The organism is Roseiterribacter gracilis, from assembly GCA_018332375.1.
GTDB classification, from domain to species: domain Bacteria; phylum Pseudomonadota; class Alphaproteobacteria; order BOG-932; family Roseiterribacteraceae; genus Roseiterribacter; species Roseiterribacter gracilis.
This window is the reverse complement of record BOPV01000001.1, coordinates 1,792,754-1,817,152: the sequence shown is the minus strand read 5'-3', so window position 1 is coordinate 1,817,152 and position 24,399 is coordinate 1,792,754. Positions and strand designations below refer to the sequence as shown.

Below are 24,399 nucleotides of genomic sequence, written 5' to 3'. Positions count from 1 at the left end.
CACTGGCCTGTTCCGACGCGCCTCGCGACCCTATCTTGTGGCCTCACATGACGCTCCCCGCTCTTCAGCCCGAACTGCAGGCTTCGCCCGAATATCGCGGTGAATCGCCCCTGCGCATCAAATCCGAGTTTCAGCCCGCCGGCGATCAGCCCGCGGCAATCGAAGCGCTGACCAGTGCGCTTGCGGCCGGCGAGCAGGATCAGGTGCTGCTGGGCGTCACCGGCTCGGGCAAGACCTTCACCGTCGCGCATGTGATCCAACGGGTACAGAAACCGACCTTGATTCTGGCGCCGAACAAGACGCTGGCGGCCCAGCTTTACGGCGAGATGAAAGCCATCTTCCCGGACAATGCGGTCGAGTATTTCGTCTCGTATTACGACTACTACCAGCCCGAAGCCTACGTGCCGAAAACCGACACGTATGTGGAAAAGGAATCCTCGATCAACGAGCAGATCGATCGCATGCGTCACTCGGCGACGCGCGCACTGCTCGAACGTCGCGACGTGATCATCGTCGCGTCGGTATCGTGCATCTACGGCATCGGGTCGGTCGAAACCTACAGCCAGATGACGCTGAAGCTGCAAACCGGCATGAGTATTTCGCGCGAGCGACTGTTGGGCCGGTTGATCGAGCTGCACTACAAGCGCAACGACATGGGTTTTCAGCGCGGCACCTTCCGCGCCAAAGGCGACTCGATCGAAATCTTCCCGGCGCATTTGGACGATCGTGCCTGGCGTATCTCGATGTTCGGCGACGAAGTCGAAAGCCTGTTCGAATTCGATCCGTTGACCGGCGAGAAGACCGCGACGCTCAAAGAAGAAACGCTGTACGCGAACTCGCACTATGTCACGCCGAAGCCGACGCTGAACCAGGCGGTCAAGCAGATCAAAGAAGAGCTGAAGATTCGGCTGGGCGAGTTGTATGCGGAGGGAAAGCTGCTCGAAGCGCAGCGCCTGGAGCAGCGCACGCAGTTCGATGTCGAGATGATCGAAGCGACCGGCAGCTGCGCCGGCATTGAAAATTACAGCCGCTATTTGTCCGGGCGCGGCGCCGGCGAGCCGCCGCCGACCTTGTTCGAATATCTGCCCGACGATGCGCTGTTGGTGGTCGATGAAAGCCACGTGACGGTGCCGCAAATCGGCGGCATGTATTGGGGCGACTTCAAGCGCAAATCGACGCTCAGCGACTACGGATTCCGTCTGCCCAGTTGCCTCGACAACCGCCCGCTGAAATTTGAAGAGTGGGACGCGATGCGGCCGCAGACGATTTTCGTCTCGGCAACGCCAGGCCCGTGGGAGCTGGAACGTGTTGGCGGCGTCTTCATCGAACAGTTGGTGCGCCCGACCGGCTTGACCGACCCGCCGGTGCTGGTGCGCCCGATCGCGACGCAGGTCGACGACGTGATGGCGGAAGCGCGTTTGTGCGTGGAGAAAGGCCAGCGCGTGCTGGTCACGACCTTGACCAAGAAAATGGCCGAGGCGTTGACCGAGTATATGCACGAAGCGGGCATCAAAGTGCGCTACGTGCACAGCGACGTCGATACGCTGGAGCGGATTGAGATCATCCGCGATCTGCGCCTTGGCGTGTTCGATGTATTGATCGGCATCAACCTGCTGCGCGAAGGCCTCGACATTCCCGAATGCGCGCTGGTCGCGATTCTGGATGCCGACAAGGAAGGCTATCTGCGCAGCCGCACCTCGCTGATCCAGACGATCGGCCGTGCCGCACGCAATCTCGACGGCCGCGCCATTCTCTACGCCGACAACATGACCAACAGCATGAAAGCGGCGATCGAAGAAACCGAACGCCGTCGCGAGAAGCAGCAGCTTTACAACGCGGCCAACGGAATCACGCCGGAATCGATCCGCAAAGACATCGCCGACATCATGCAGTCGGTGTACGAGCGCGCCGACCGCGTCACGATCCGGACCGGCGCCGACGGCGACGGACGTGACCCGAAAGTCGTGATCGCCGAGCTGGAAAAGAAAATGCGTGCTGCGGCTGCCGACCTGGAATTCGAAGAAGCGGCCCGCATTCGCGACGAGATCCGTCGTGTCGAACAGCTGGATTTGGGCATGGGCGCACCGGGGCCGATGACGCAGGTGAACAACCGCGCCAAATACAATGCGCAGCAGCGCAAGGGCGGCCGGGGCAGGGGCCGCCGCTAAGCTTGCGTCTTCGCCTGGGCGCTGCTCCTTTGGCGCGATGATCCCGACCGAAGATTACAATCGCGTCCTGCTCGAAGACGTCACCGTCGAAATTCTGGTCGGGCTGCATGCGTGGGAAAAGCCGCATCCGCAGCGCGTCGCCGTGACAGTCGAGCTGTTCTGGCGACCGCGGTCCGATCGCAGCTGGATCGACTACGATCCGATCCGCGATTGCATCCGTGGTTGGGAGGGACGCGCGCATGTCGATCTGCTCGAGACGCTGGCGGAGGAGCTGGTGACCTGCTGCTTCCAGGATGACGCGGTCGAAGCCTGCCGTGTCGCTGTGCGCAAGCTCGACATCTTTCCCGAGACGCGTGCTGCCGGCATCGAATTCACCCGGCGCCGCAAATGAGCGTCGCACTGGTCACCGGTGCCGCGCGGCGTATCGGCGCCGTCATCGCCACCACGCTCGCCGCGCGCGGCTTCACTGTGCTGGTGCACCACAATCGCAGCGCCGACGATGCCGAGACGCTGGTCGCGTCGCTCAACTCGTCTGGACACCGTGCCTATGCGATCGGCTGCGACCTTGCCGATCTCGACGCGGTGCGCGGCCTGTGCGCGCGCGGTGCGGCCTTGGCGGGCGGGCCGGTCACGGTGCTGATCAACAACGCCTCGCGCTTCGTCTATGACGATTTGGCCAGCGCGACGCCGGAGAATTTTCGGGCCCATGTCGATATCAACGCCGGCGCGCCGCTCTTCTTGGCGCAGGGCTTTGCCGCCCAGCTGCCGGCCGACGCCGAGGGCGTGATCGTCAATCTGCTCGACCAGAAGATCAGCAACCCCAATCCCGACTATTTGACCTACTCGGTCGGCAAGGCGGCGCTGCACGGTCTGACGCCGATGCTGGCGCTGGCGCTGGCGCCGCGCGTGCGCGTGGTCGGGATCGCACCTGGCATCACGCTGCCGTCCGGCCCGCAGGACGAGGCTGCGTTCCGGCGCGCAGCCGCCGACACGCCGCTTGGTCATTCGAGCACGCCCGACGACCTCGCGCGCGCGATCATCTTCGTCCTGGAGACGAAATCGCTGACTGGCCAAGTCTTGACCTTGGATGGCGGGGAGAGCATTTCGCGCCGCCGCCGCGACGTCGCGATCGACCCCGTCGCGAAGGGTCGGTGACGGCAATTGCTTGAGACTCCGAGGATTCTACAGCCGGTCCATGGGCGGCCGGTTTGTGCACAGGCGCCCAGCCGGCCCAGATCAACCGAGTGTCAAGCGTGAAAATTCGCTCCTGTACGGTCCGCGGTCAGATTGACAAACACTTGTCGTGACTCATCAAACACTTAGCTCAACTGCTCAGTTTTTGAGCAAAACGAGGAGTCGCAAGATTCCACGGGGCTTCGCATCGATTCATCGATGCGGACTCACAGCTTTATCCACAGAAGCAGTGGATGACGGATACGGTATGTGCGGGTGGGGCCCATGAAGCCGCAAACGGTCGCTGACGGCGTCGCCGTAATCCGCGATTTCGTACGAACTTTGCCCGACGCGCCGGGCGTGTACCGGATGCTCGATGCGGCCGGTGAGCCGCTCTATGTCGGCAAGGCGCGCAGCCTGAAGCGCCGCGTCAACAACTACACGCAGACCGCCAAGCTGCCGATCCGGCTCCAGCGCATGGTGCGTGAAACGCGCGCGATGGAGTTCGTGCGCACGCACACCGAGGTCGAGGCGCTGCTCCTCGAATCCAACCTGATCAAACGGCTCAAGCCGCGCTTCAACATCAACCTGCGCGACGACAAGAGCTTTCCCTTCATCGAGCTGACCCAGGACCACGAATTCCCGCGCATCTCGAAACATCGTGGCAGCCGCCAGTCCGAGCGCGCGTATTTCGGTCCCTTCGCGTCGGCGGGCGCAGTCGATCGCACGATCCAGGCGCTGGCGCGCTCGTTCATGGTGCGGACCTGCGCCGACACAATTTTCTCGACCCGGTCGCGCCCCTGTCTGCAGCACCAGATCAAACGCTGCACCGCGCCTTGCGTCGGGCTGGTGACGAAAGAGCAGTACGAAGAACAGGTGCGGCTGGTGCGCGACTTCCTGGCCGGACGCACGCGCGAAGTGCAGGCGAAATTCGCGACCGAAATGCAGGCCGCCAGCGAGCGTCTGGAATTTGAGGTTGCGGCTGGTTGGCGCGACCGCATTCGCGCTTTGTCGGCGGTGCAGGCGAACCAGGACGTCAACACCGAAGAAGTCGACGATGCCGACGTGATTGCAGCCTGCGCCGAGGGCGGCGAGACCTGCGTGCAGGTCTTCTTTTTCCGCGGCGGGCGCAACTACGGCAACCGCGCCTATTTCCCGACCGGCACCCAGGATTCGCCGGTCGAAAGCACGTTAAGTGCTTTCGTGGCGCAGTTTTACGAAGGTCAGCCGCCGCCGCGCCAAGTGCTGCTGAGCCACAAATTGGAAGAACAGGATCTGCTTGCCGAAGCGCTGACCTTGAAAGCGGGCCAGCGCGTCGAGCTGAGTACGCCGCAGCGCGGCGACAAGAAACGTCTCGTCGGTCATGCCGAGGCGAATGCGCGCGAAGCGCTCCAGCGCAAGCGTGCTGAAGGTGCCACACAGGCGAAGCTGCTCGACGGCGTCGCCGAGCTGTTTGGTCTTTCCGCCGCGCCCGAGCGGATCGAGGTCTACGACAACAGCCACATCATGGGGACGAACGCGGTCGGCGGCATGATTGTCGCGGGTCCGACCGGCTTCCTCAAAAACTCGTACCGCAAGTTCAACATCAAGGGACCGATCGCGCCCGGCGACGACTACGCGATGATGCGCGAGGTGCTGACGCGCCGGTTCGGCCGCGCGCAGCGCGAAGATCCCGAACGCACCGAAGGCTCGTGGCCCGATCTGGTGTTGATCGATGGCGGGCAGGGGCAGCTTGCTGCGGCGATGGAAGTGATGGGCGAACTTGGCGTGCACGACGTGCCGCTGGTCGGCATCGCCAAGGGGCCGGATCGCGACGCCGGTCGCGAGCGCTTCTTCATGGCCGGCCGTGAGCCGTTCCAGCTTCCGCCCAACGATCCAGTGCTGTTCTACCTGCAGCGCCTGCGCGACGAAGTGCATCGCTTTGCCATTGGCACGCACCGCGCGCGCCGGCAGAAATCGATGGAGCGTTCGCCGCTCGACGAGGTGCAGGGCATCGGTCCGGGACGCAAGAAGGCGCTGCTGCACCATTTCGGTTCGGCACGCGCGGTGGCGCGCGCCGGCCTGGCCGATCTCGAGGCCGTGCCCGGTATCTCCAGCTCGACCGCCAAGAAGGTCTACGACCATTTCCACGGCGGAACCTGACCGGTTCCGGCGTGTCTCTATCCACAGGCGTCCGACGTGGCCCGGCTTGCTCTTGCTTAACGGGCCGTTCAGCATGCCGGCCCACGATCCGCCGCCATGGGAGACAACTTGAAAGTCCTGGTCGCCGAGGATGACGCCATCCTCGCCTATGCGCTTGAACTGGTGGTCCACGAGGCCGGGCACGAGATCATTGGCCCGTTCCCGACCGCTGCGGGCGCGCTTGCCGCGCTGGGCGAGATCGGACCCGAAATCGCCTTCGTCGATATCGGGCTCGACGGCCTGACCAACGGTGTCGCACTGGCCCAGGTCCTGACCGCGCGCTTCGGCACGACCGTCTTTCTGGTTTCGGGCGACCGTCGCACCGCGCTTGGTTCGCGCGGCGCCGCCTATGGCTTCATCGAGAAGCCGGCCAGCGAAAGCACCTTCCGCGCTGCACTGGCGCATGCGATCGCAATTCGTGGCGGCACGACCGAACAACCGCCCGCCGGCATCATTCCGCTCGCCGCCGCCGCGGCGTGATCACCGATTTTCAGAAGAAGCTGCCGAACTGGCTGACGATCGGCCGCGCCGTCGCGGTCGCGCCGGTCATTCTGCTGCTGCTCGCCGATCTGCGCAGCGCCGCGTTCGTGCTGCTGGTCGCAGCTGCGATCACCGATTTCTTTGACGGCTGGTTGGCGCGGCGCTGGAACGCGGGGTCCGCGTTCGGCGTCATGCTGGATCCGATCGCCGACAAGCTGTTGGTCGGCGGCTTGCTGCTGGCGCTAATCGCGGCCGGCGACATTGCGCGTTGGTCGTTGATCCCGGCATTGGCGATTCAGCTGCGCGAGATCCTGGTGTCGGGTCTGCGCGAAGGCGGCGTCTCGCTGCCGGTCACGTATCTTGCGAAATGGAAGACGACAGTGCAGCTCGTCGCCGTTGCGCTGCTGGTCGCGGGCATCGAGCCGTACGCGACGGCGTCACTCTGGATCGCCGCCGCGCTGACCGTCTGGACCGGCTACGGATATCTCAAAGCGTCAATTCACTCAGCCGGCTGAGCGCCGGCGGCCATCGTGTCGTTGCCGTGCTTGCGCGAGAACAGGCCCGGCATCGCATTGATCATTGCGGTGACGAACGCGGCGAAGAACGGCAGCGACTGCACCAGCAGCATGATCGACCACAGCAACGCTTCGCGGTTGTGCCAGGTCATCAGGTACAGAACCAAACCGGCCAGCACCCACAGCGCCAGCATCCATTTGATTTCGTCGCGCGCCATCAAGATGCCCTGCATCAACGCGGGGCGATCTTCGATCTTCGGCGTGCGCACGAACGGACGGCCTTTGGTGAACAGACCGACCCACACAGCGCGGCCGACCGTATGCGTTAGGCCCATGCCCGCGAATGCGGCGCCGATCTTGTCCCAGAAGCTGCATTTGATGCGCGCCTGGTAGAGGAAGAAGCCCGACAAGACTTTGAACACGAAGGCGCCGATCGTCGGGATCATGAACGCAATCGGCGGGAAGCCGAAATGGGGCGGCCGGAAGGTCGGGTCCCAATTGTCTTTGACGATGTCGGCAACGAACGGGGTGGCGACCATACCGATCGTCCAGAAAATCGCAGCCGCCGCGAACAGCAAATGCGCAGCGTCGGCGAACCACGGCAGCCAGCCCGCAACGAAATGATATTTCTGCCCGCTGGTCAGCACCTTGTTGCCGCCGGGCAGGAAGTTCTTCCAGTGCTTCTTGACGATCTGCACCGCGCCATAGGCCCAGCGGAAACGCTGCGTCTTGTAAGCAGCCAGACTGTCGGGAACGACGCCGCGGCCGAAACTGTCGGGCGCATAGACGGCTTCATAGCCGCGTTCGAACAAAGTCAGGCCCAGTTCGGCGTCTTCGGTGATGCACCATTCGGCCCAACCGCCGACTTCTTCCAAAGCGGTGCGGCGGATCATCGTCATCGTGCCGTGCTGAATGATCGCGTTGCGCTCGTTGCGCGCGACCATGCCGATGGCGAAGAAGCCGGCATATTCCCAATGCATCATCCGCTTGAACGTATCGCCGTCCCAATCGCGATAATCTTGCGGTGACTGCACCAGGGCGACTTTGGGGTTGGCAAAGTTCGGCACCATCGCCGACAGCCAATCGGGATCGACCAGATAGTCGCTGTCGATGACGGCGATGATTTCGACGTCGGCCGCGGTTTCCTTCATGCCGAAATTCAGCGCGCCGGCTTTATAGCCGGGCCAATTTTCGAGATGGAAGAAGCGGAATTTCTCGCCGTGGGTTTCGCGCAGCAAATTGACGTGCGCTTCGACCGGCTTCCACACCGCAGGATCTTTGGTGTTGTTGTCGATCAACAGAACTTCGAACGCGTCGTATTCGAGCTTGGCCAGCGCATCGAGCGTTTCGATCACCATCGCCGGCGGTTCGTTGTAGCACGGGACGTGGATCGACACTTTCGGGCCGCCGGTCACGCGCTGCTGGCGCACCGGCGTCACGCGGCGATGCCAGGTACCGCGCCAAAGAATCTCGGTGAATTCCAGACCATCATTCAGCACGACGATCGCAAGCAGGATCTGCGTGCCGATCAGGAACGACCAGGCGACCGCGATCGACGGATCGTAGACGCCGCGCGTCACCTGCGTGACCGTCCACACGAAGATCGACGCCGATGCCTGAATCAGGCCGGCGAAGAAGAACAGGCCGGTGACTTTCAGATCGCGGCGGCGCGTGACGAACCAGATCATGCCCGGCAATGCGAGCAGCGCTGCGATGGCGCACAGTTCGGGCCAGTGCCGCGTTTCGACGATCGAACCGGTCATCGGAAATTTCGGTTCGCGATTGACGTCGAACACGCCCCAGGCTGCACCGGCCGGGCCTTCAATCTGCCGCTTCCACGGCTGATCGATCGCTTCGACGATGTTGTATTCGAGCCCGTTCTCTTGCGCGAAATTCAGGAAGTCGCGAATGAACTTGCCCTGGTTGACGACGCTGGGTTCGGCGCCGCCGACCCAAGGTCCTTCGCTGGGCCAGCCGACTTCCGACAAAACGATACGCTTATTCGGATATTTCGCGTGCACTTGTGCGTACGCGTTTTTCACGAACTCAAGCGCGTCGGGAAACGGCACTTGCTCCCAGTAGGGCAGCGTGTGGATCGCGATGTAGTCGCAGGCTTCGGCGAGTTCCGGATACTTCAGCCAGTTCGGCCAGATCTCGGCGGTCGAGGTCGGCTTGCCGGTTTCGCGCTTCACCCGTTTGATCATCGCGATCTGTTCGGGGACGGTCAGCGCACCGGTCAGGATATGTTCGTTGCCGACGACCAGCTGCGTGACGTTGCGATTGCGCTTCGCCATCTGGATCAGGCTGACGAGTTCGGCTTCGCGCGTATCCTTTTCCGCGACCCAGGCGCCGGCCGTAACCGTCATGCCGTATTTGCGCGCGATCTCGGGCACCTTCTCGAGCCCGTTGATCGACGAGTAGGTGCGGACCGCCGACGCGACTTTCGAGATCTTCTGCAGGTCGTGGTCGAGCTGGTCGTAGCTGGGATATTTCGGCGGCTTCGACAGCGGCGACTGGTCGGGCTGGTAGCCTGCGAAAGACAGGCTGGCAATCTCACCCAGCCAGGCTTGCCCCTGAACCGGTTGGTTGATCAGGAACCAGCCCGCCACGTTGGCCAGCAGGATGCACAGGATCACCGTCGCCGCTTGTGCGCGGATCTTCAGCTTCGCCATCTTAAAAACGAACTCGGAGTCGGAACTTGGAGGGGGCGGGGACCCGCCTGAATGGCCGCACTCTATGGCAAACTCACGGCGCAGCCAGTGGGTTTCGCGGCCTGACCCAGAATCCGGACGCGACCCTTCCGCCCAAGCGCAGAAAGGCCGCGTGGAATGGATGCGGCGCGGCGGGTGCGGCCCGCTTATGCCGCCGCGGCCAAGCTCTCGTCGTCGCTGCGCAGCCGGCGCAGGAAGCCCTCGATCCGGCCGCCAAGGTCGCGCGCACGGTGCTCGACCGTGCTGGCCGACTGCAGCAGCACCTGCGCCGTGCGGCCGGTCTCGGCGGCACCCTCGCTGAAGCCGGTCAGGTTCGAGGCGACTTCGTCGGTGCCGCGCGACGCCTGCGCGACATTGCGCGAGATCTCGCTGGTTGCGGCACCTTGTTCTTCGACGGCGGCGGCGATGGCCGCTGCAATCTCGGACAGATGTTCGATCGAGCCGCGGATGGTGTTGATCGCGGTGACTGCATCGGCGGTTGCCTGCTGCATGCCGCCGATCTGGCCTGCGATCTCTTCGGTCGCTTTGCCGGTTTGCGTCGCCAGCGATTTGACCTCGGTCGCGACCACCGCAAAACCTTTGCCCGCTTCGCCGGCACGCGCCGCTTCGATGGTTGCGTTGAGTGCCAGCAGATTGGTCTGCGATGCGATCGATTCGATCAGCGCAACAACGCCGCCGATCCGTTCGGCCGCGTCGCTCATGCCACGCACAGTGGCATCGGCACGCACCGCTTCTTCGACGGCGCGTTTCGCCATGTCGCTCGATGCTGCCACCTGCCGCCCGATCTCGCCGATCGAGCTGGTCAGCTCTTCGGTCGCGACTGCAACTGCGCCGACATTGGTGGTCGCTTCTTCCGATGCCGAGGCCAGCGCCGTCGATTGCCGCGCGCCTTGTTCGGCGGTTGCGGCCATGCCTTCTGCCGAGCCACGCAATTCGACGGCGGCGCCATCCAATGCGCGCACGACGTCACCGACGCCGCGTTCGAATTCCGCAGCCAGCTCTAGCATTTCAGCGCGCCGGCGCGTGGCTGCAGTTCGCTTCGCCGTCTCGGCTTCCGCTGCCAGGCGACGCGCCGTCAGTGCATTGTCGCGGAACACCAGCACCGCGCGCGCCATGTCGCCAGTTTCGTCTTTCTGCGTCGTCGACGGCACCTCGATGTCGATGTCGCCGCCGGCGAGCCGCAGCATCGCTTCTTTGAGCCGGATCAACGGACGCGTGACGCTGCGGATCAGCACCACCGCCGCCGCAGCGGCAAGCAGAACACCGATCGACAGGGCGAGCAGCATCGTGCGTTCGGCGCGGATCCGGTCGGCCGCAATCTTGTCGCGCGCCAGCTGTGCGCCCGCTGCGGCGTCGCTTTCCAGCTTCGACAATTTCGGCGCCAACGCGTCGAAGCTCTTCTCCGACGCGATGCGCGCTGCTTCGACCGCGATTGCGCCGTCAACATAGGCGTGCAGCTTGCTGAGATACTCGTCGAGCGAGCTTGTAAGATCTTGTTTGCCTTCGGCGCTGATCGCGGCGCCGGCCAGCAATTCACGGAACTCCGCACCGCGCTTGTCCGCGTCGGCAGCATATTTGCGGTCGCGACGCAGCATGAAATCTTTCTCGTGCCGGCGCAGCATCAGGACTTTGGTGGTCAGGACTTCGAGCTTCTCGGCAGCGTTGCCCTTGGCGTCGCCGGTCAATTTCTGCAGCCGCGTTTCCATCGCATGCACAGCAGCACGCAAGGCGCCTTCGAGACCTTTGTCTTCGGTCACGCCCAGCCGTTCGACCTCGGCGATCGCCTTGTCGACGGTCGCGCGCCATGCCTGCAGATCGCCCGTCACGGCGCGTGCATCGGCGCCGAGCGCGCCTTGGCCCGCAGCTTGCTGCAACGTGTCGATTCCAGCGTCGAGTGGCGCGCGTTCGGCGCGATACAGGTCGAGGGCGGTGACGCGTTTGACGTTGAGGAATTCTTTGGCGCCGAGGCGCGCCTTCAGCGCGTGTGCGGCGACTGTATCCGCGGCGGCGCTGACGCGTCGCGCGGCTTCAACCTCGCTTTGCAGCACGGAGGTCGTCTGCCGCATGTCGAGATAGGCGATGCCGGCTGCGCCAACTGCAAGCGCGACGATGCCGAGCAAAAGCAGCAGGCGCGTGCCGATGCGCAGATCTTGCAGGCGAGCGACGAAATTCATGTGGGCCCCTCCGTGTGCCGCATTTGCGGACGCACACGGAGCGGACCCTGGCCGGCTTAATGAGAGCTAAACGGAGGTGGTGAAGCCGGCGTCAATTCACACCGGCGTCACCGCCGCGTCGTCAGCCTGCAGCAGCTTGCTTCGACGCGCGCTTGCGCTCGTTGGGGTCGAGCAGCTTCTTGCGCAGCCGGATCGACTTGGGCGTCACCTCGACCAGCTCTTCGTCGATGATGTAGGCGATCGCCTTTTCCAGGGTCATTTTGATCGGCGGCGTCAGGCGCACCGCTTCATCCTTGCCGGCGGCGCGGATGTTGGTGAGCTGCTTGCCCTTCAGCACGTTCACTTCGAGATCGTTGTCGCGCGTGTGCTCGCCGATCAGCATGCCTTCGTACACGTCCACGCCGGGCTCGATCATCATCGGGCCGCGCTCTTCGAGATTCCAAAGCGCGTAAGCAACCGCTTGGCCGCCCGAATTCGAAATCAGCACGCCGGTGCGACGGCCCGGAATGTTGCCTTTGAACGGCGCGAAGGAATGGAACAGGCGGTTCATCACGCCGGTGCCGCGCGTGTCGGTGAGGAATTCACCGTGATAGCCGATCAGGCCGCGCGACGGCGCGTGGAAGACGAGACGCTGCTTGCCCGCACCCGACGGGCGCATCTCGACCATCTCGGCCTTGCGCTCCTGCATCTTGTTCACGACCGTGCCCGAGAATTCCTCGTCCACGTCGATCACGACTTCTTCGATCGGCTCGAGACGCTGGCCGTTCTCTTCTTTGTAGACGACGCGCGGACGACCGACCGAAAGTTCGTAGCCTTCGCGGCGCATCGTTTCGATCAACACCGACAGCTGCAATTCACCGCGGCCGGCGACTTCGAACGAATCTTTTTCCGCCGTCTCGGTGATCTTCAGCGCGACGTTGCCTTCGGCTTCGCGCAGCAGACGATCGCGGATCATGCGGCTCGTCACCTTGTCGCCTTCGCGACCGGCGAGCGGGCTGTCATTGACCGAGAAGGTCATGGTGATGGTCGGCGGATCGATCGGCTGCGCCGGCAAGGCTTCGGTGACGGTCGGATCGGCGATGGTATCCGCGACGGTCGCTTCCTGCAGACCGGCGATCGCGATGATGTCGCCTGCTTCGGCTTCATCGACCGGCACGCGTTCCAAACCGCGGAACGCCAGCACCTTGGTCGCGCGACCAGTTTCCAACACCTTGCCATCGCGCGACAGCGCGCGGATCGGCATGTTCATTTTCAAGCGGCCGCGCTCGATACGGCCGGTGAGAACACGGCCGAGATACGGGTTGGCTTCGAGGATCGTCGCCAGCATCGCGAACGGCGCGTCGAGTTCGACTTTCGGCGCCGGCACATGGTCGACGACGAGCTTGAACAGCGCGTCCATATTGTCGGTCGGCGATTCCAGTTCGCGTGACGCCCAGCCGTTGCGGCCTGAACCGAACAGAGTCGGGAAATCGAGCTGCTCGTCATTCGCGTCCAGCGACGAGAACAGGTCAAAAACTTCGTCATGCACTTCGTGTGCGCGTGCGTCGCCGCGATCGACCTTGTTGATGAACACGATCGGCTTCATGCCGCGCTTCAGCGCCTTGCCGAGCACGAACTTGGTTTGCGGCAGCGGACCTTCGGCTGCGTCGACCAGAACCAAGCAACCGTCAACCATCGACAAGATGCGTTCGACTTCACCGCCGAAGTCGGCGTGGCCGGGCGTGTCGACGATGTTGATGCGCACACCGTTCCATTCGACCGAGGTCGCTTTGGCGAGAATGGTGATCCCGCGCTCGCGCTCGAGGTCGTTTGAATCCATCGCGCGCTCGGCAACCTGCTGGTTGGCGCGGAAGGCACCCGACTGACGGAGCAGCTGGTCAACCAGCGTGGTTTTGCCGTGGTCGACGTGCGCGATGATGGCGATGTTGCGAAGTTCCATGACCCTAACCCCAAGACGAACGAACGGGCGGCGCCCCCGGATCCATTGTGGATGGAAGCCCGCCCGTATATTGCGGCGCAGTATATAGAGAGTCGGGCGCCAGCCCGCCACCGCGCATTTGCTTAGAATCGAGCGGGCGACAGAGTGTCCGGCCCCAGGCCTCGCAGGGGCCTGGGACTAGCCGGCCGCGCAACTTATTAGAGAGCCATGCGATTCAGATCCGCGATTCCGTGGATCATCGCGTGGCTAGGTCGCGCCAGGCGCAACGGAGGTCAGGGATGAAGGGCGATAAGCAGGTAATTGCGTTCCTGAACAAGGCGCTGACCAACGAGCTGACCGCGATCAACCAGTATTTCCTCCATGCCCGGATCTTCGAGCATTGGGGCATGACCCGGCTGGGCAAGTTCGAGTACCGCGAATCGATCGACGAGATGAAGCACGCGGACAAGCTGACCCAGCGGATCCTATTCCTGGACGGCCTGCCCAACTTCCAGGACCTGCACCGGATCAAAATCGGGGAAAACGTCGTCGAGATCCTTCAGGCGGACCTCGCCCTGGAAAACGAGGCGATTCCGCTGCTGCGCGAGGCGATCGCCCATTGTGAGCAGGTCCGGGACTATGTCTCCCGCGAGCTGTTCGCCGACATCCTCGAAAACGAGGAAGAACATGTGGATTTCCTCGAAAAACAGCTCGAGCTGGTCGAGAAAATGGGGATCCAGAACTTCATCCAGCTCCAGACCGATCCGGCGGACGAGCAGGAGCACTAAGCCCGCAAGCTCTGCGTGTGCGAGTCAATCGCACAGAGCGCTTGCAACTCATTCTCATGGACCTTACCTTCTCCCGGTCAGGAGAGGCGAGGCCAAGACTATGTATGTCTGCATCTGCAACGCGGTTCGTGAGCGCGAAGTGCGGCAGGCCATCGAACAGGGTGGCGCTGCCACCCCGTCCGAAATCTATGCCCGCCTCGGCGTGACGCCCGCATGCGGCCGTTGTGCCGATACGATTTGCGACCTGCTCGACCAGAACGAGTCGGTCGCCGCTTAAGTCACATTCCTTTGTCAATGTGACGCTTCAGATCTTCTGACTCTTCACACTTGCCGCAGATCTTCTCCAGCGCGGCCAACTGTTCCTTCGCCTTCGGCAGATCCTTCTGCTCGACATACAGCTCGCCGAGATATTCGTGCGCGCCGCGATGGTTCGGATTGATCTTCAACGCCGCCTGATAAAAGCCCAGCGCGATGTTCGGCTTGCCGACCTTGCGGTGGGTGTAGCCGAGATAGTTGTTCACGTCGGCGCTGTTGGGAAACCGCGTCTGCACTTCTTGCAACAGCGGGATCGCGCTTTCGAACTGCTTGGCTTTGATCGCGCTGACGGCGGCCTGGAATTTCGCATCGCTGCCCGGCTCGCCGCTGCCGGTGGTGGTCGTACCGGCGGCAAGCGCGCTGGTGCTGAGCATCGCGGCAGCCGCGATCGCGAGGAACTTGTACATCGGTGACTCCATCGTTGGGACGAATAGAGACACGGGCCGAAACGGGTTTATTCCGCGCTTAGCCAGCCTTTGCGGCGAAACCAGCGCGCCAGATAGAACGTCGTCACAACCGCAAGCGCCGCGCCCGCCAGCGTGTCGGTGAGATAATGCGCGCCGATTACGACGCGGCTGGCCGCGACGATCGCGGCGGTGACCAGCGCCGGCCAGCGCCACGCTGGCCACAACACGCCGACCGCCAGCGCCATCGCAAAGGCGGTGTTGCTGTGGCCCGACGGAAACGACGACCAGTCGGTGCCCAAGCGGAACCAGCTCATTCCATAGTCGGTATCGAGCAGACGCGGGCGCGCACGGCCGAAGATGATTTTCAGCGCCGCACAGACCAGGCCGGATCCGGCGACGGCAGCGAAGATCCAGGCGCACCGTTGCGTGAAGCGCGTCCAGCGTGGATCGCGCCGCATCAGCAAATAGCCGACGATCGCGCCGACGCCGCTGGGGATCAGATACCATTCGCTGCGACCCAGCCGCGTGATCTGCCGGAAGATCGCGAACACGGTCGGGTCAATGTCGCGCGCCGCCAAGGCCAAGCTGCGATCGAACTGCCAGGCGACGAGAAAGAGCAGCGCCAGCGCCGCAACCATCAACGCGACGTGATGGCGTTTCACGAGCGTCGCCAGATCGTCAGCACGATGCGCTTGCCGTTCGAGTAGTTGAATCCCTCGACGGTGCCGCTCGCCGTTGCCGTGATGTTGTTGGCGCCCAAGGCGTCTTTGAATTCCTGCTCGAACAGACGGTCGATGACGGCGACATTCTCGCCGTCTGCGGCAAGCGCCTGCGCCGCTTCAGTGGCGCTAGCGAAATGCACGCGCGTGCCGATTGCGACCACCGCGCTTGGTTCGGAATAGCCGGTCAGGAACACGCGCTCGGCGGGCATGTGGTTCAACGCCTGCGCCAGCCGCGGACCAATCCACGGCGCCTCGAGGCTGGGAAGAACCGTGCTCCAGGTGAGCGGCTGCACGATCAGCGCAGCAAGCATCGCCAGAACCAGGCCGCGTTCGCGCGCGCCGCTGCGGACCGCACGCGCGATCAGCAAGCTCGCGCCGATCGCCAACACGCCGGCGAGCAGACCGCTCCATTGCAGATGCTGGTCGAATTTGATGCCGCCATAGATGAGCACGACGCCCAGCACGACGCCGCCCAGTGCAGCGAATGCCAGGATCGCGTCGCGAAAGCGCGTGCGCGTCACCGGCGCGTTGCGTTCGGCCGCGAAAGCAGCCGCAGCAAGCAACGCCAGCGCCGGATAGAAGGGCAGCGGATAGTGCGGCAGCTTGGTCGGCACCGATTCAAAAATCATCCAGCCCGGAATCAGCCACGCCAACAGAAACCGCACGTCACGATCGTGGCGGTTGCGCCAACCCCAGCCGATGCCGAACAGCACGAACACAGCCGACGACCAGAACGTCACCGGCAGCAGCAGGAAATAGGTCAGCGGCGGCGCGCCGTGCGCTTCCTGCGCGCCGAGCAGTTTCGGCACCAGATCGACCCCGACCGACTCCTGCAGATAGCCGCCTTTGCTGGCGAAGATGATGGCGATGAACCAGGGCAGCACCATCGCCGCGTAGAGGATCAAACCCCAGCGCCAACGCAGCCCCGACAACCAACCGACGCGTCGTTCCAACACGATCAAGCTGAGCATCGCGATCGCGACGACCAGCACGATCAACGGTCCCTTGATCAAGGTGCCGAGTCCCAACGCCAACCAAAAGGCGAGCGCCGTGCGCCATGTCGCGCGTTCGGGATCGTAGACGCGCGACAGCGCCGCCATCGCGACGGTCGTGCAGCCGAGCAGTGCCGCGTCGGTTTTGGCAAAGCGCGCTTCGACGCCGACGAGAAGCGCGCTTGCAAGAAGCGCGGCGGCGACAAAGCCTGCACCCGCACCGAACAAGCGTCGTCCCAGCGCCCAAGTCGCAAGCACCGCGGCCAGCGCGCCGAACAGGGACGGAATACGGTACAGCCACACCGGATTGGCCGGATCTTCGCCGCCAACCAGCAGCACCGTTGCCGCTTGCAGCCAGTAAATACCGATCGGCTTTTTGTAGCGCGGCGTGTCCTGGAACCGGATGTCGATTGCGTTGCCGGTCTCGATCATCTGCCGCGACGCCTGCGCGAACCGTGCTTCGTCACGGTCGGTCGCGGGCAAGGTTTTGACGCCCGGCAGCCACAAGGCCGCGCAGAGCATCGTCAGCAAAAGCCAGGCGAGCCAGGGGCGGCCGGTCAGGCTGCGGTCAAGTGTGTCGAACATCGTGGATCGGAGAGAGGATCAGGCCGCGGGCGAGGTCAAGGCGCTGCTGCCGCGCACCGCCTCGCGATGGAACACGTACAGGCCGCTGCCGATCACGATGACGCCGCCCAGCACGACTGACCGACCCGGCACGTCGCCGAACAGCGCGATACCGTACAACGTGCCCCACAGCATCTGCGTATATTGAAACGGCGCCACTGAGGCGGCGGGTGCGCTGCGCAGCGCTGTTGCGAAACAGATCTGCGCCACGCCGTTGCAGAGGCCGCACAACGCGAATACCGGCAGATCGGCCGCACGCAATGTCAGCCAGTCCTGGCCGGCATACAGGCTGGCCACCACGAAGATGAAAGCAGTCGGGTAAAAGATCGTCGCGTCGCGCGTCTCGGTCAGGCGCATGTGGCGCATCAGAAGCGACGACATGCTGTAGGTCAGCGCCGCGCTGATCGCAGTCAGCGCGCCAAGTTCAAGCGCGGCTCCGTCCGGTCGCAGCGCAATCAGCACGCCGACAAATCCGACGACGATCGCGCTCCAGCGTCGCCAGCCGACTGGCTCACCCAGAAACAGGGTGCTGCCGATGGTGATGAAGAACGGCGCTGAGAACGCAATGGCATAGGCGTTGGTCAGCGGCAGAAGCCGGTATGACGTAAAGGCCAGCGAGATGTTCAGCAGAACCAGAAGCGCGCGCGCCCCGTGCAGCGCCGGCCGTTTGGTGCGCAACGCCGACCAGCCGCCGCTGCGCCACGCCATCCAACCGATCGGCAACAACGCAAAGCCGGCATTGCCGGCGAGGATCATCGACAGCGGATAGTGCAGCGACAGGATCTTCGCCGCCGCGTCCTGGCTACTGTAGAGCGCGAAGGCCACAACCGCGATCAGCAGCGGACCGACGCGCGTGTACGTCACGCTACGCGCTCGACAATCAGCTTGTTGGCGTTCGGCGCACGATCGGAAATACGAATTGCGGCCTGCAGCGACGCGATCGCTGCGTTGGCTTCGTCCTGCGAACGCGCATGCACGCGCGCCAACGGCGCCGCGTCGGGGCCGACTTTGGTGCCGAGCGACGCAACGTTGGTGAGGCCGACCGAAGGATCGATCAGATCCATCGGACGGGCGCGACCGCCGCCAAGCTGCACGATGGTGAGGCCAAGTTCGCGCACATCCATCGACGCGACATAGCCGCTTGTCGGGCTGGGCGCGTCGACGACGATTGGTGCGGCCGGCAAATGCAGGTCGGGCTTTTCCAGGAGATCGCTCGGCCCGCCAAGCTCGGTGACCATGCGCTGGAACCGTTCGGCTGCTTCACCGCTATCGAGCGCTTTTTCCAGCGCCAGCAGCGCTGCCGGCATGTCGGGCGCAAGCCGGCCCGCAACGAGCAATTCAGCCGCCAAGGCGAAGGTGACTTCGCGCAGACGCGCATCGACCGGTTCGCCGCAGAGAAAGTCGATCGACTCGCGCATTTCGACCGCGTTGCCCGCGGTCGTGCCGAGACACTCGTTCATGTCGGTCAGCAGCGCGACCGTCGGCAGGCCGCTGCCATTGGCAACGTCGACCAGCGCGCGTGCCAGGGCGCGTGAATCATCCAGCGTTGCCATGAAGGCGCCGCTGCCTGTCTTCACGTCCATCACCAGCGCATCGAGACCGGCGGCGCGCTTCTTCGACAGGATCGATGCGACGATCAGGTCGATCGATTCCACCGTCGCGGTCGTGTCGCGGATCGAATAGAGGCGGCGGTCGGCGGGCGCGATCGCTTCGGTTGCGCCGACGATGGCGCAGCCGACGCCGTTGACGACATGGCGGAACAGCGACGCGTCAGGGCGCGTGACGTAGCCCGGAATTGCTTCCAGCTTGTCGATCGTGCCGCCGGTGTGGCCGAGGCCGCGTCCTGCAACCATCGGCACGTAACCGCCGCACGCTGCAACCATGGGCGCCAGCATCAGGCTGACTTTGTCGCCGATGCCGCCGGTGGAATGTTTGTCCAACACCGGGCCGGGCAGATCCCAGCGCAACATGTCGCCCGACCGCGTCATCGCGTCGGTCAGCGCAACACGTTCGGGCGTGTTCATGCCTTTGAGCAACACCGCCATGGCAAAGGCGGCAGCCTGGCCTTCGGTGACGCGACCATTGGCGATGCCATCGACGAAGGCGGCAATTTCGCGCGCGTCGAGCGTTTTTCCATCGCGCTTGGCGCGGATGGTTTCCTGCGGAAGAAACAAGGTTCGGTCTCAGATTTCGATTTGAACGCCCAGCTCGATCACGCGATCGACCGGAATGGAGTAGAAGTCGGTCGGGCGCGTCTGCACGCGGAACAGCATCACGAACAGCCGTTCGCGCCACAGCGCCATGCCCGGGCCCGGCGACGGAATGATCGTCGCGTTGCCGAGGAAGTAGGTCAGGTCTTCGCGGTCGATCGCCAGCTTGGCTGCTTTGCCGCGCGCCAGCTGCAACGGCACGTTGGGACGTTCAGCAAAGCCGAAGCGCAAGATCATGCGCGTGAAGCCGTGGCCGAGCTGTTCGATCTGCTGGCGATGTCCGTCGGCACGCGGCTGGTCGAGCGTCTCGACCGTCAGCAGCACGATATTCTCGTGCAGCACTTTGTTGTGGCGGATGTTGTAGAGCAGCGCCACCGGTGCACTGTTCGCATCCGGCGACAGATAGACGGCGGTGCCAGGCACGCGCGCGATGCATTGCCCGTACAGGCTCTCGAGGAACGATTCGAGTTGCGTCGCGCCTTCACCGAGCGAGCGCGCCACCATTTCGCGGCCGCGACGCCAGGTCGACATCAAGAGATAGATCGCAATGCCGATCGCGAGCGGGAACCAGCCGCCCGACGGGATCTTCAGCGCGTTGGCACCGAAGAACACCATCTCGACCGCAAGCAAGCTGCCGACGACGGCGATGCTGGGCAGCAGCTTCCAGTTCCACAACCCGCGCACCACGACCCAGAAGAGCAGCGTGTCGACGACCAGTGCGCCGGTGACGGCGAAACCGTACGCGTGCGCCAGCGCACCCGACGATTGGAAACTGACCACCAGCACGATGACGGCCACGAACAACATCCAGTTGATCTGCGGCACGTAAATCTGACCCTGCGCTTCGTGCGAGGTCTGACGGATGTCGAGACGCGGCAGGTAGCCGAGCTGCATCGCCTGTTGCGACAACGAGAACGCGCCCGAGATCACCGCCTGCGATGCGATCACGGTCGCCGAGCAGGCGAGGATCACGAGCGGTAGCAGGCCCCAATCGGGTGCCAACAGGAAGAACGGATTTTCCAGCGCCGCCGGCTGCGCCAGCACCAGCGCGCCCTGGCCGAGATAGTTGAGCGTCAAGGCCGGCATCACCAGCCACAGCCAAGCGCGCTGAATCGGCGTGCGGCCGAAATGGCCCATGTCGGCGTAGAGCGCTTCGGCGCCGGTGAAGACCAGCGTGACCGAGGCAAACACCACGAACGCAGCCCAGCCGTTATTTTGCAGCAGGCCGACGATCCACATCGGATTGAGCGCGATCAGGATGCGCGGTTCGCGCGCGATTTCCATCAAGCCGAGCAGGGACAGGACTGCGAACCAGATCAGCATCACCGGGCCGAACAAACGCCCGACCTGCGCCGTGCCCTGTCGCTGCACCAGGAACAGGCAGGTCAGAATCGCCAATGCGATATAGACGACGTAATCGTCGAAGATCGGCGTTACGACTTTGATGCCTTCAACCGCCGACAGAACCGAAATCGCCGGCGTGATCATGCTATCGCCGTAGAACAGCGCGGCACCAGCGCAGCCGAGCACGATGACGATGGTGCGCACCCAGCGATGTTCGGCGGTGCGCAGCGCCAGCGCCGTCATCGCCAGCATGCCGCCTTCGCCCTTGTTGTCGGCGCGCAGCAGCAGAACGACGTACTTCAGCGTCACGATGATGATCAGCGACCAGAACATGGTCGACAGAATTCCGAAGACGTTGGCCTCGCTTGCGGGCAGGCCGTGTTCGGAATTGAAACACTCGCGGAACGTATAGATCGGGCTGGTGCCGATGTCGCCGAACACGACGCCAAGCGCGGCAAGCGCGATCTGGCGGGCCGAGCCGCTGTGTTCGTGGGATTTTTCAGTGTTCATGAATGTCTGCGGATCAAAGCCAGCCGCGCCGACGGAACCACCACAATGGCAGTATCGCGGTCGCGACCATCAGGAGCAGCGCGTAGGGATAACCCCACGCCCAGTCCAATTCCGGCATGTGTTTGAAGTTCATGCCGTACAAGGTGCCGATCAAGGTCGGCGGGAAGAATGCGATCGACGCAACGGTGAAGATCTTGACGATCTCGTTCTGCTCGACACCGACCAGGCCCAGTGTCGCGTCGAGCAGGAAGGCGAGGCGGTTCGACATATTGTCAGCCTGCGCCGCTAGCGATTGTAAGTCGCGCGTCACGGTTTTCAGTCGGTTGCGTCCATCTTTGTCCTGGCCGATGCGCGTCGCCGACGCGGCATAGACGGTCAGGCGCTCGTAGCCCGACAGGCTGTCGCGCAACATGCCGACCAGTTCGGCGGCGCGACCGACATCGGTCAGCACGCGGCGATATTGCTTGCTGCGGTTGGTGCGCTTGCTGCCGTGGCCGTGCGGTTCGAAAATCTGATGGCTCAACCGGTCGACGCGCGCCGACAAGGTTTCCAACACGTCGGCGCCGCGATCGACGACCGATTCCAGCAGCGACGCCAGCGCGTTTTCCGGCGTCAGCACCAAGACCGGGTGTTTGACGCAGCGGGCTGCCAGCAGAGGCAGGAATTTTGGTTCGATATAGCGCAGCGTCACCAACTGCTTTTGCGTCAGCACGTAGGTGACCGGGCCGATCTGCGGCTGATCGGTTTCCCACTGCGCCGTCGTCAGCGACGTCATGTAATGCACGCCGTCTTCGACATAGAGGCGCGACGAGACCTGAATCTCTTCCATGTCGGCTTTGGTCGGCAGGTCGACGCCGATCAGGCCTGCAATATGCAGCCGTTCTTCGTCGCTCGGACGCAACAGGTCGATCCAGACCGTGCCTTCGGGAAGCGCATCTTCCAGCGACAGGGTGCGCTGGTCGACTTTGTTGCCGGTCGCGACATAGACGGTGATCACGTCCTAGTCCTCCTTCAGCGACCAGCGCGGCGCGACGTCGCCATGGCGGCGATGTGCTGCGACGACTGTGTTGGCGAGCAAGCAGGCGATCGTCATCGGCCCGACGCCGCCGGGAACCGGCGTGATCGCACCCGCGACCGGCAACGCTTCGTCGTAAGCAACGTCGCCAACCAGACGTGCGGTTCCGTTTTCGACGATGCGATTGATGCCGACATCGATGACCGTGGCGCCCGGCGCAATCCAATCGCCGCGCACGAAGTCGGCCTGGCCGATTGCAGCAACCAGAATTTCGGCGCGGCGTGCTTCACCGGCGAGATCGCGTGTTTTGGAATGTGCGACGGTGACCGTCGCATTCGCCTGCGTCAGAAGCTGTGCGATCGGCCGGCCGACCAGCGCCGAACGGCCGATGACCAGCGCGCGCTTGCCGGCGAGATCGCCGAGTGCTGCGTCCAGCAACAACATGCAGCCGAGCGGCGTGCAGGGAACCAGCCCAGGCAAGCCGGCGGCGAGGCGGCCGACATTTTCGATCGTCAGCCCGTCGACGTCTTTCGCCGGCGAAATAGCGGCGATCACCGGCGCTGAATCCAAATGCCGCGGCAACGGAAGCTGGACCAGAATGCCGTCCACCGTCGGGTCGTCGTTCAACGAAGCGACAAGCTGCAGCAGCGCGTCCTGCGTTGTATCCGCCGGCAGACGATGTTCGATCGAACGCATGCCCGCACCCTCGGTCGCTTTGACCTTGTTGCGGACATAAACCTGGCTCGCCGCGTCGTCGCCGACCAGCACAACCGCGAGACCGGGTGCTGGACGGCCGCGCTTGGTCAGTCCGACGACAGCATCTGCTACCTGCGCGCGCAGTTTTGCGGCGAAGGCTTTGCCGTCGAGAATACGAGCGGTCACGTCAATTGACCGGTTCAGCCGTACAGCAGCGCGCCGCCATACAGCACGATCGCGCGCTGGATCACCCAGATGATCAGCAACGCGACCAGCGGCGACAAATCCAGCCCGCCAAGTTCGGGCAGCATGCGCCGCAACGGCCGCAAGAACGGCTCGGTGATGCGATAGAGAAAATCGCCGATCTGCCAGACGACCTTGTTGCGCCGGTTCACCACGTCGAGCGTGACGAGCCAGGAAAAGATGACGGCGGCGAACAGCAGGTACTGCGCGATCTGAAGGATCACGAGCACAAGCTCGAGGAGGAGTTGCATGTGGGGTTTTTTGGGCCGTTGAGAGGCGCCAGGAAGCTAGTCCCGCCCTGGTGCCAAGTCCAGCGAAGCACAGCCGCAGGGCGCCATTGGCAGCGTTGCGCAAACCGGCTCTGGCGGCCCGTTCCGACCCTTGACCCTGTGGGGGTGCATCGCCATAGTCCGGCCCTCTCGCGGCAGGGGCCCCCTCAAGGGTGCTGCAAGCGAGCCGGGAACGGGGCTGTAGCTCAGTTGGGAGAGCGCGTCGTTCGCAATGACGAGGTCGTCGGTTCGATCCCGATCAGCTCCACCACCCTACGCGCTGCGCGCTTCGGGTGGCTGGCCAACCTTCCCGGTCGCGTAGGGTGTCCTCCGAAGCTTTAGCGTAGGAGGACTGCATCCGATCCGCGCTGCATTTACCCATTCAAATCGGCTTCAAAAATCACACCGTGACCCGCGGGGATCGGTCGTGTTTTATGCTTTCCTTACCGTTGCCGCCCAATTGTCCGGGCACGCCGGGAGGGATGCATGGTTGAGCTGAATCTAGATGAGATCGAACGCGACGCGCGCGAAGCCGACGGGACGACCTGGGCGCTTCGACCCGCAGCCGAAACGGTGAAGGGCCGCGAAGTCGGTCCCTGGTTCATCGATGCCGGCGGCGATGCGGTCGGCCTGTTCTATCGTCTGGATGATGCCCGCCGCGCCGTCGCGACTCGCGAAGAAATGCTGGCGCTGGTCGCAGAGGTCCGCCACCTGCGTGAAGCGCTGGCCCATCAAAACGTGCGAGTCGACGCGCCGATCCCGCAGACCCAGTCGGCGGTGCCGGTACCGACGCCGCCCAGCGACCCGGACGCGATCAATCCGTTCCTCGCCGCCCGCGCCGCGACCCGCGCGCGCAAACGCGCCGCTCCGGCGCCCACCGACGACGAATAAAAGCGGCGGGCCGAAGCGCCCGCTGCGCGCCCCGAATCGTTGCTGCTGAACCG

General features: G+C 63.8%; 21 protein-coding genes and 1 tRNA gene. 10 read left to right on the top strand and 12 right to left on the bottom strand.

Annotated features, from left to right (window positions below):
• Positions 1-47: 47 nt before the first annotated feature.
• From uvrB to pgsA, 6 genes are all read left to right on the top strand, one after another.
• Positions 48-2,168, top strand: coding sequence for an excinuclease ABC subunit UvrB (uvrB, locus tag TMPK1_RS09045; RefSeq protein ID WP_420242655.1), 2,121 nt, complete (start codon positions 48-50; stop codon positions 2,166-2,168).
• Positions 2,169-2,205: 37 nt separating this feature from the next.
• A complete protein-coding gene (locus TMPK1_RS09040) occupies positions 2,206-2,559 on the top strand; it encodes a dihydroneopterin aldolase (protein WP_420242654.1) in 354 nt (117 codons plus the stop codon).
• A complete protein-coding gene (locus TMPK1_RS09035) occupies positions 2,556-3,323 on the top strand; it encodes an SDR family oxidoreductase (protein ID WP_420242653.1) in 768 nt (255 codons plus the stop codon). The genes TMPK1_RS09040 and TMPK1_RS09035 overlap by 4 nt, the downstream gene beginning before the upstream one ends.
• Positions 3,324-3,626: 303 nt before the next feature.
• Complete coding sequence (gene uvrC / locus TMPK1_RS09030; RefSeq protein WP_420242652.1) at positions 3,627-5,483, top strand: excinuclease ABC subunit UvrC; 1,857 nt, start codon at positions 3,627-3,629, stop codon at positions 5,481-5,483.
• 96 nt (positions 5,484-5,579) lie between these two features.
• Complete coding sequence (locus TMPK1_RS09025) at positions 5,580-6,002, top strand: response regulator (RefSeq protein WP_420242651.1); 423 nt, start codon at positions 5,580-5,582, stop codon at positions 6,000-6,002.
• Positions 5,999-6,517 carry a CDP-diacylglycerol--glycerol-3-phosphate 3-phosphatidyltransferase gene (pgsA, locus tag TMPK1_RS09020; RefSeq protein ID WP_420242650.1) on the top strand — a complete coding sequence of 173 codons (519 nt, stop codon included), beginning with the start codon at positions 5,999-6,001 and terminating at the stop codon, positions 6,515-6,517. Before TMPK1_RS09025 ends, pgsA begins: the two co-directional genes overlap by 4 nt.
• On the opposite strand, the gene TMPK1_RS09015 is transcribed toward pgsA, so the two are convergent.
• From TMPK1_RS09015 to typA, 3 genes are all read right to left on the bottom strand, one after another.
• Positions 6,502-9,189, bottom strand: a complete 2,688-nt coding sequence (locus TMPK1_RS09015) for a glycosyltransferase (RefSeq protein WP_420242649.1) — start codon at positions 9,187-9,189, stop codon at positions 6,502-6,504. The genes pgsA and TMPK1_RS09015 overlap by 16 nt on opposite strands.
• 185 nt (positions 9,190-9,374) lie before the next feature.
• Positions 9,375-11,402, bottom strand: a complete 2,028-nt coding sequence (locus tag TMPK1_RS09010; protein ID WP_420242648.1) for a methyl-accepting chemotaxis protein — start codon at positions 11,400-11,402, stop codon at positions 9,375-9,377.
• A gap of 121 nt (positions 11,403-11,523) precedes the next feature.
• Entirely contained in the window at positions 11,524-13,341 is a 1,818-nt protein-coding gene (gene typA / locus TMPK1_RS09005) for a translational GTPase TypA (protein WP_420242647.1), read from the bottom strand.
• 278 nt (positions 13,342-13,619) lie between these two features.
• Here typA and bfr point away from each other — a divergent pair, with 278 nt between their 5' ends.
• Positions 13,620-14,108, top strand: a complete 489-nt coding sequence (bfr, locus tag TMPK1_RS09000; protein ID WP_420242646.1) for a bacterioferritin — start codon at positions 13,620-13,622, stop codon at positions 14,106-14,108.
• Between the two features lie 100 nt (positions 14,109-14,208).
• Positions 14,209-14,385 carry a (2Fe-2S)-binding protein gene (locus TMPK1_RS08995; RefSeq protein WP_420242645.1) on the top strand — a complete coding sequence of 59 codons (177 nt, stop codon included), beginning with the start codon at positions 14,209-14,211 and terminating at the stop codon, positions 14,383-14,385.
• A gap of 1 nt (position 14,386) precedes the next feature.
• Here the strand turns inward: TMPK1_RS08995 and TMPK1_RS08990 are convergent, their stop codons facing one another.
• The 9 genes from TMPK1_RS08990 to TMPK1_RS08950 are packed head-to-tail and all read right to left on the bottom strand — an operon-like array spanning position 14,387 to position 23,437.
• Positions 14,387-14,830 carry a tetratricopeptide repeat protein gene (locus TMPK1_RS08990; RefSeq protein WP_420242644.1) on the bottom strand — a complete coding sequence of 148 codons (444 nt, stop codon included), beginning with the start codon at positions 14,828-14,830 and terminating at the stop codon, positions 14,387-14,389.
• A 47-nt stretch (positions 14,831-14,877) separates the two neighbouring features.
• A complete protein-coding gene (locus TMPK1_RS08985) occupies positions 14,878-15,492 on the bottom strand; it encodes a phosphatase PAP2 family protein (protein WP_420242643.1) in 615 nt (204 codons plus the stop codon).
• Positions 15,489-17,129, bottom strand: coding sequence for an ArnT family glycosyltransferase (locus TMPK1_RS08980; protein WP_420242642.1), 1,641 nt, complete (start codon positions 17,127-17,129; stop codon positions 15,489-15,491). The genes TMPK1_RS08985 and TMPK1_RS08980 overlap by 4 nt, the downstream gene beginning before the upstream one ends.
• 18 nt (positions 17,130-17,147) lie before the next feature.
• Positions 17,148-18,032: a DMT family transporter gene (locus TMPK1_RS08975; RefSeq protein WP_420242641.1), complete on the bottom strand. Its 885-nt coding sequence runs from the start codon at positions 18,030-18,032 to the stop codon at positions 17,148-17,150.
• The gene (deoA, locus tag TMPK1_RS08970) at positions 18,029-19,342 is read right to left on the bottom strand and encodes a thymidine phosphorylase (protein WP_420242640.1); all 1,314 of its coding nucleotides are present in this window, start codon (positions 19,340-19,342) and stop codon (positions 18,029-18,031) included. The genes TMPK1_RS08975 and deoA overlap by 4 nt, the downstream gene beginning before the upstream one ends.
• Positions 19,343-19,351: 9 nt before the next feature.
• Entirely contained in the window at positions 19,352-21,232 is a 1,881-nt protein-coding gene (locus TMPK1_RS08965) for a potassium transporter Kup (protein WP_420242639.1), read from the bottom strand.
• Positions 21,233-21,245: 13 nt separating this feature from the next.
• Positions 21,246-22,229, bottom strand: a complete 984-nt coding sequence (locus tag TMPK1_RS08960) for a magnesium transporter CorA family protein (RefSeq protein ID WP_420242638.1) — start codon at positions 22,227-22,229, stop codon at positions 21,246-21,248.
• Positions 22,230-22,232: 3 nt separating this feature from the next.
• Positions 22,233-23,129 (bottom strand): bifunctional methylenetetrahydrofolate dehydrogenase/methenyltetrahydrofolate cyclohydrolase FolD, encoded by an 897-nt coding sequence (gene folD, locus TMPK1_RS08955; protein ID WP_420242637.1) that lies wholly within the window; start codon positions 23,127-23,129, stop codon positions 22,233-22,235.
• A 14-nt stretch (positions 23,130-23,143) separates the two neighbouring features.
• Complete coding sequence (locus TMPK1_RS08950) at positions 23,144-23,437, bottom strand: YggT family protein (protein WP_420242636.1); 294 nt, start codon at positions 23,435-23,437, stop codon at positions 23,144-23,146.
• Between the two features lie 213 nt (positions 23,438-23,650).
• Between TMPK1_RS08950 and TMPK1_RS08945 the strand changes: the two genes are divergently transcribed.
• Both TMPK1_RS08945 and TMPK1_RS08940 read left to right on the top strand, forming a co-directional pair.
• A tRNA-Ala gene (locus TMPK1_RS08945) sits at positions 23,651-23,726 on the top strand.
• A 215-nt stretch (positions 23,727-23,941) separates the two neighbouring features.
• A complete protein-coding gene (locus tag TMPK1_RS08940) occupies positions 23,942-24,346 on the top strand; it encodes a hypothetical protein (protein ID WP_420242635.1) in 405 nt (134 codons plus the stop codon).
• The last annotated feature ends 53 nt before the right edge of the window (positions 24,347-24,399 follow it).

Excerpts from the sequence above, each read along its gene's own strand:
- uvrB (WP_420242655.1), top strand. The coding sequence starts at position 48 with ATGACGCTCCCCGCTCTTCAGCCCGAACTGCAGGCTTCGCCCGAATAT.
- bfr (WP_420242646.1), top strand. The coding sequence starts at position 13,620 with ATGAAGGGCGATAAGCAGGTAATTGCGTTCCTGAACAAGGCGCTGACC.
- TMPK1_RS09015 (WP_420242649.1), bottom strand. The coding sequence starts at position 9,189 with ATGGCGAAGCTGAAGATCCGCGCACAAGCGGCGACGGTGATCCTGTGC.
- TMPK1_RS09025 (WP_420242651.1), top strand. The coding sequence starts at position 5,580 with ATGGGAGACAACTTGAAAGTCCTGGTCGCCGAGGATGACGCCATCCTC.
- TMPK1_RS09040 (WP_420242654.1), top strand. The coding sequence starts at position 2,206 with ATGATCCCGACCGAAGATTACAATCGCGTCCTGCTCGAAGACGTCACC.
- TMPK1_RS09010 (WP_420242648.1), bottom strand. The coding sequence starts at position 11,402 with ATGAATTTCGTCGCTCGCCTGCAAGATCTGCGCATCGGCACGCGCCTG.
- typA (WP_420242647.1), bottom strand. The coding sequence starts at position 13,341 with ATGGAACTTCGCAACATCGCCATCATCGCGCACGTCGACCACGGCAAA.
- TMPK1_RS09035 (WP_420242653.1), top strand. The coding sequence starts at position 2,556 with ATGAGCGTCGCACTGGTCACCGGTGCCGCGCGGCGTATCGGCGCCGTC.
- TMPK1_RS08940 (WP_420242635.1), top strand. The coding sequence starts at position 23,942 with ATGGTTGAGCTGAATCTAGATGAGATCGAACGCGACGCGCGCGAAGCC.
- TMPK1_RS08950 (WP_420242636.1), bottom strand. The coding sequence starts at position 23,437 with ATGCAACTCCTCCTCGAGCTTGTGCTCGTGATCCTTCAGATCGCGCAG.
- TMPK1_RS08995 (WP_420242645.1), top strand. The coding sequence starts at position 14,209 with ATGTATGTCTGCATCTGCAACGCGGTTCGTGAGCGCGAAGTGCGGCAG.
- TMPK1_RS08990 (WP_420242644.1), bottom strand. The coding sequence starts at position 14,830 with ATGTACAAGTTCCTCGCGATCGCGGCTGCCGCGATGCTCAGCACCAGC.
- TMPK1_RS08965 (WP_420242639.1), bottom strand. The coding sequence starts at position 21,232 with ATGAACACTGAAAAATCCCACGAACACAGCGGCTCGGCCCGCCAGATC.
- uvrC (WP_420242652.1), top strand. The coding sequence starts at position 3,627 with ATGAAGCCGCAAACGGTCGCTGACGGCGTCGCCGTAATCCGCGATTTC.
- TMPK1_RS08980 (WP_420242642.1), bottom strand. The coding sequence starts at position 17,129 with ATGTTCGACACACTTGACCGCAGCCTGACCGGCCGCCCCTGGCTCGCC.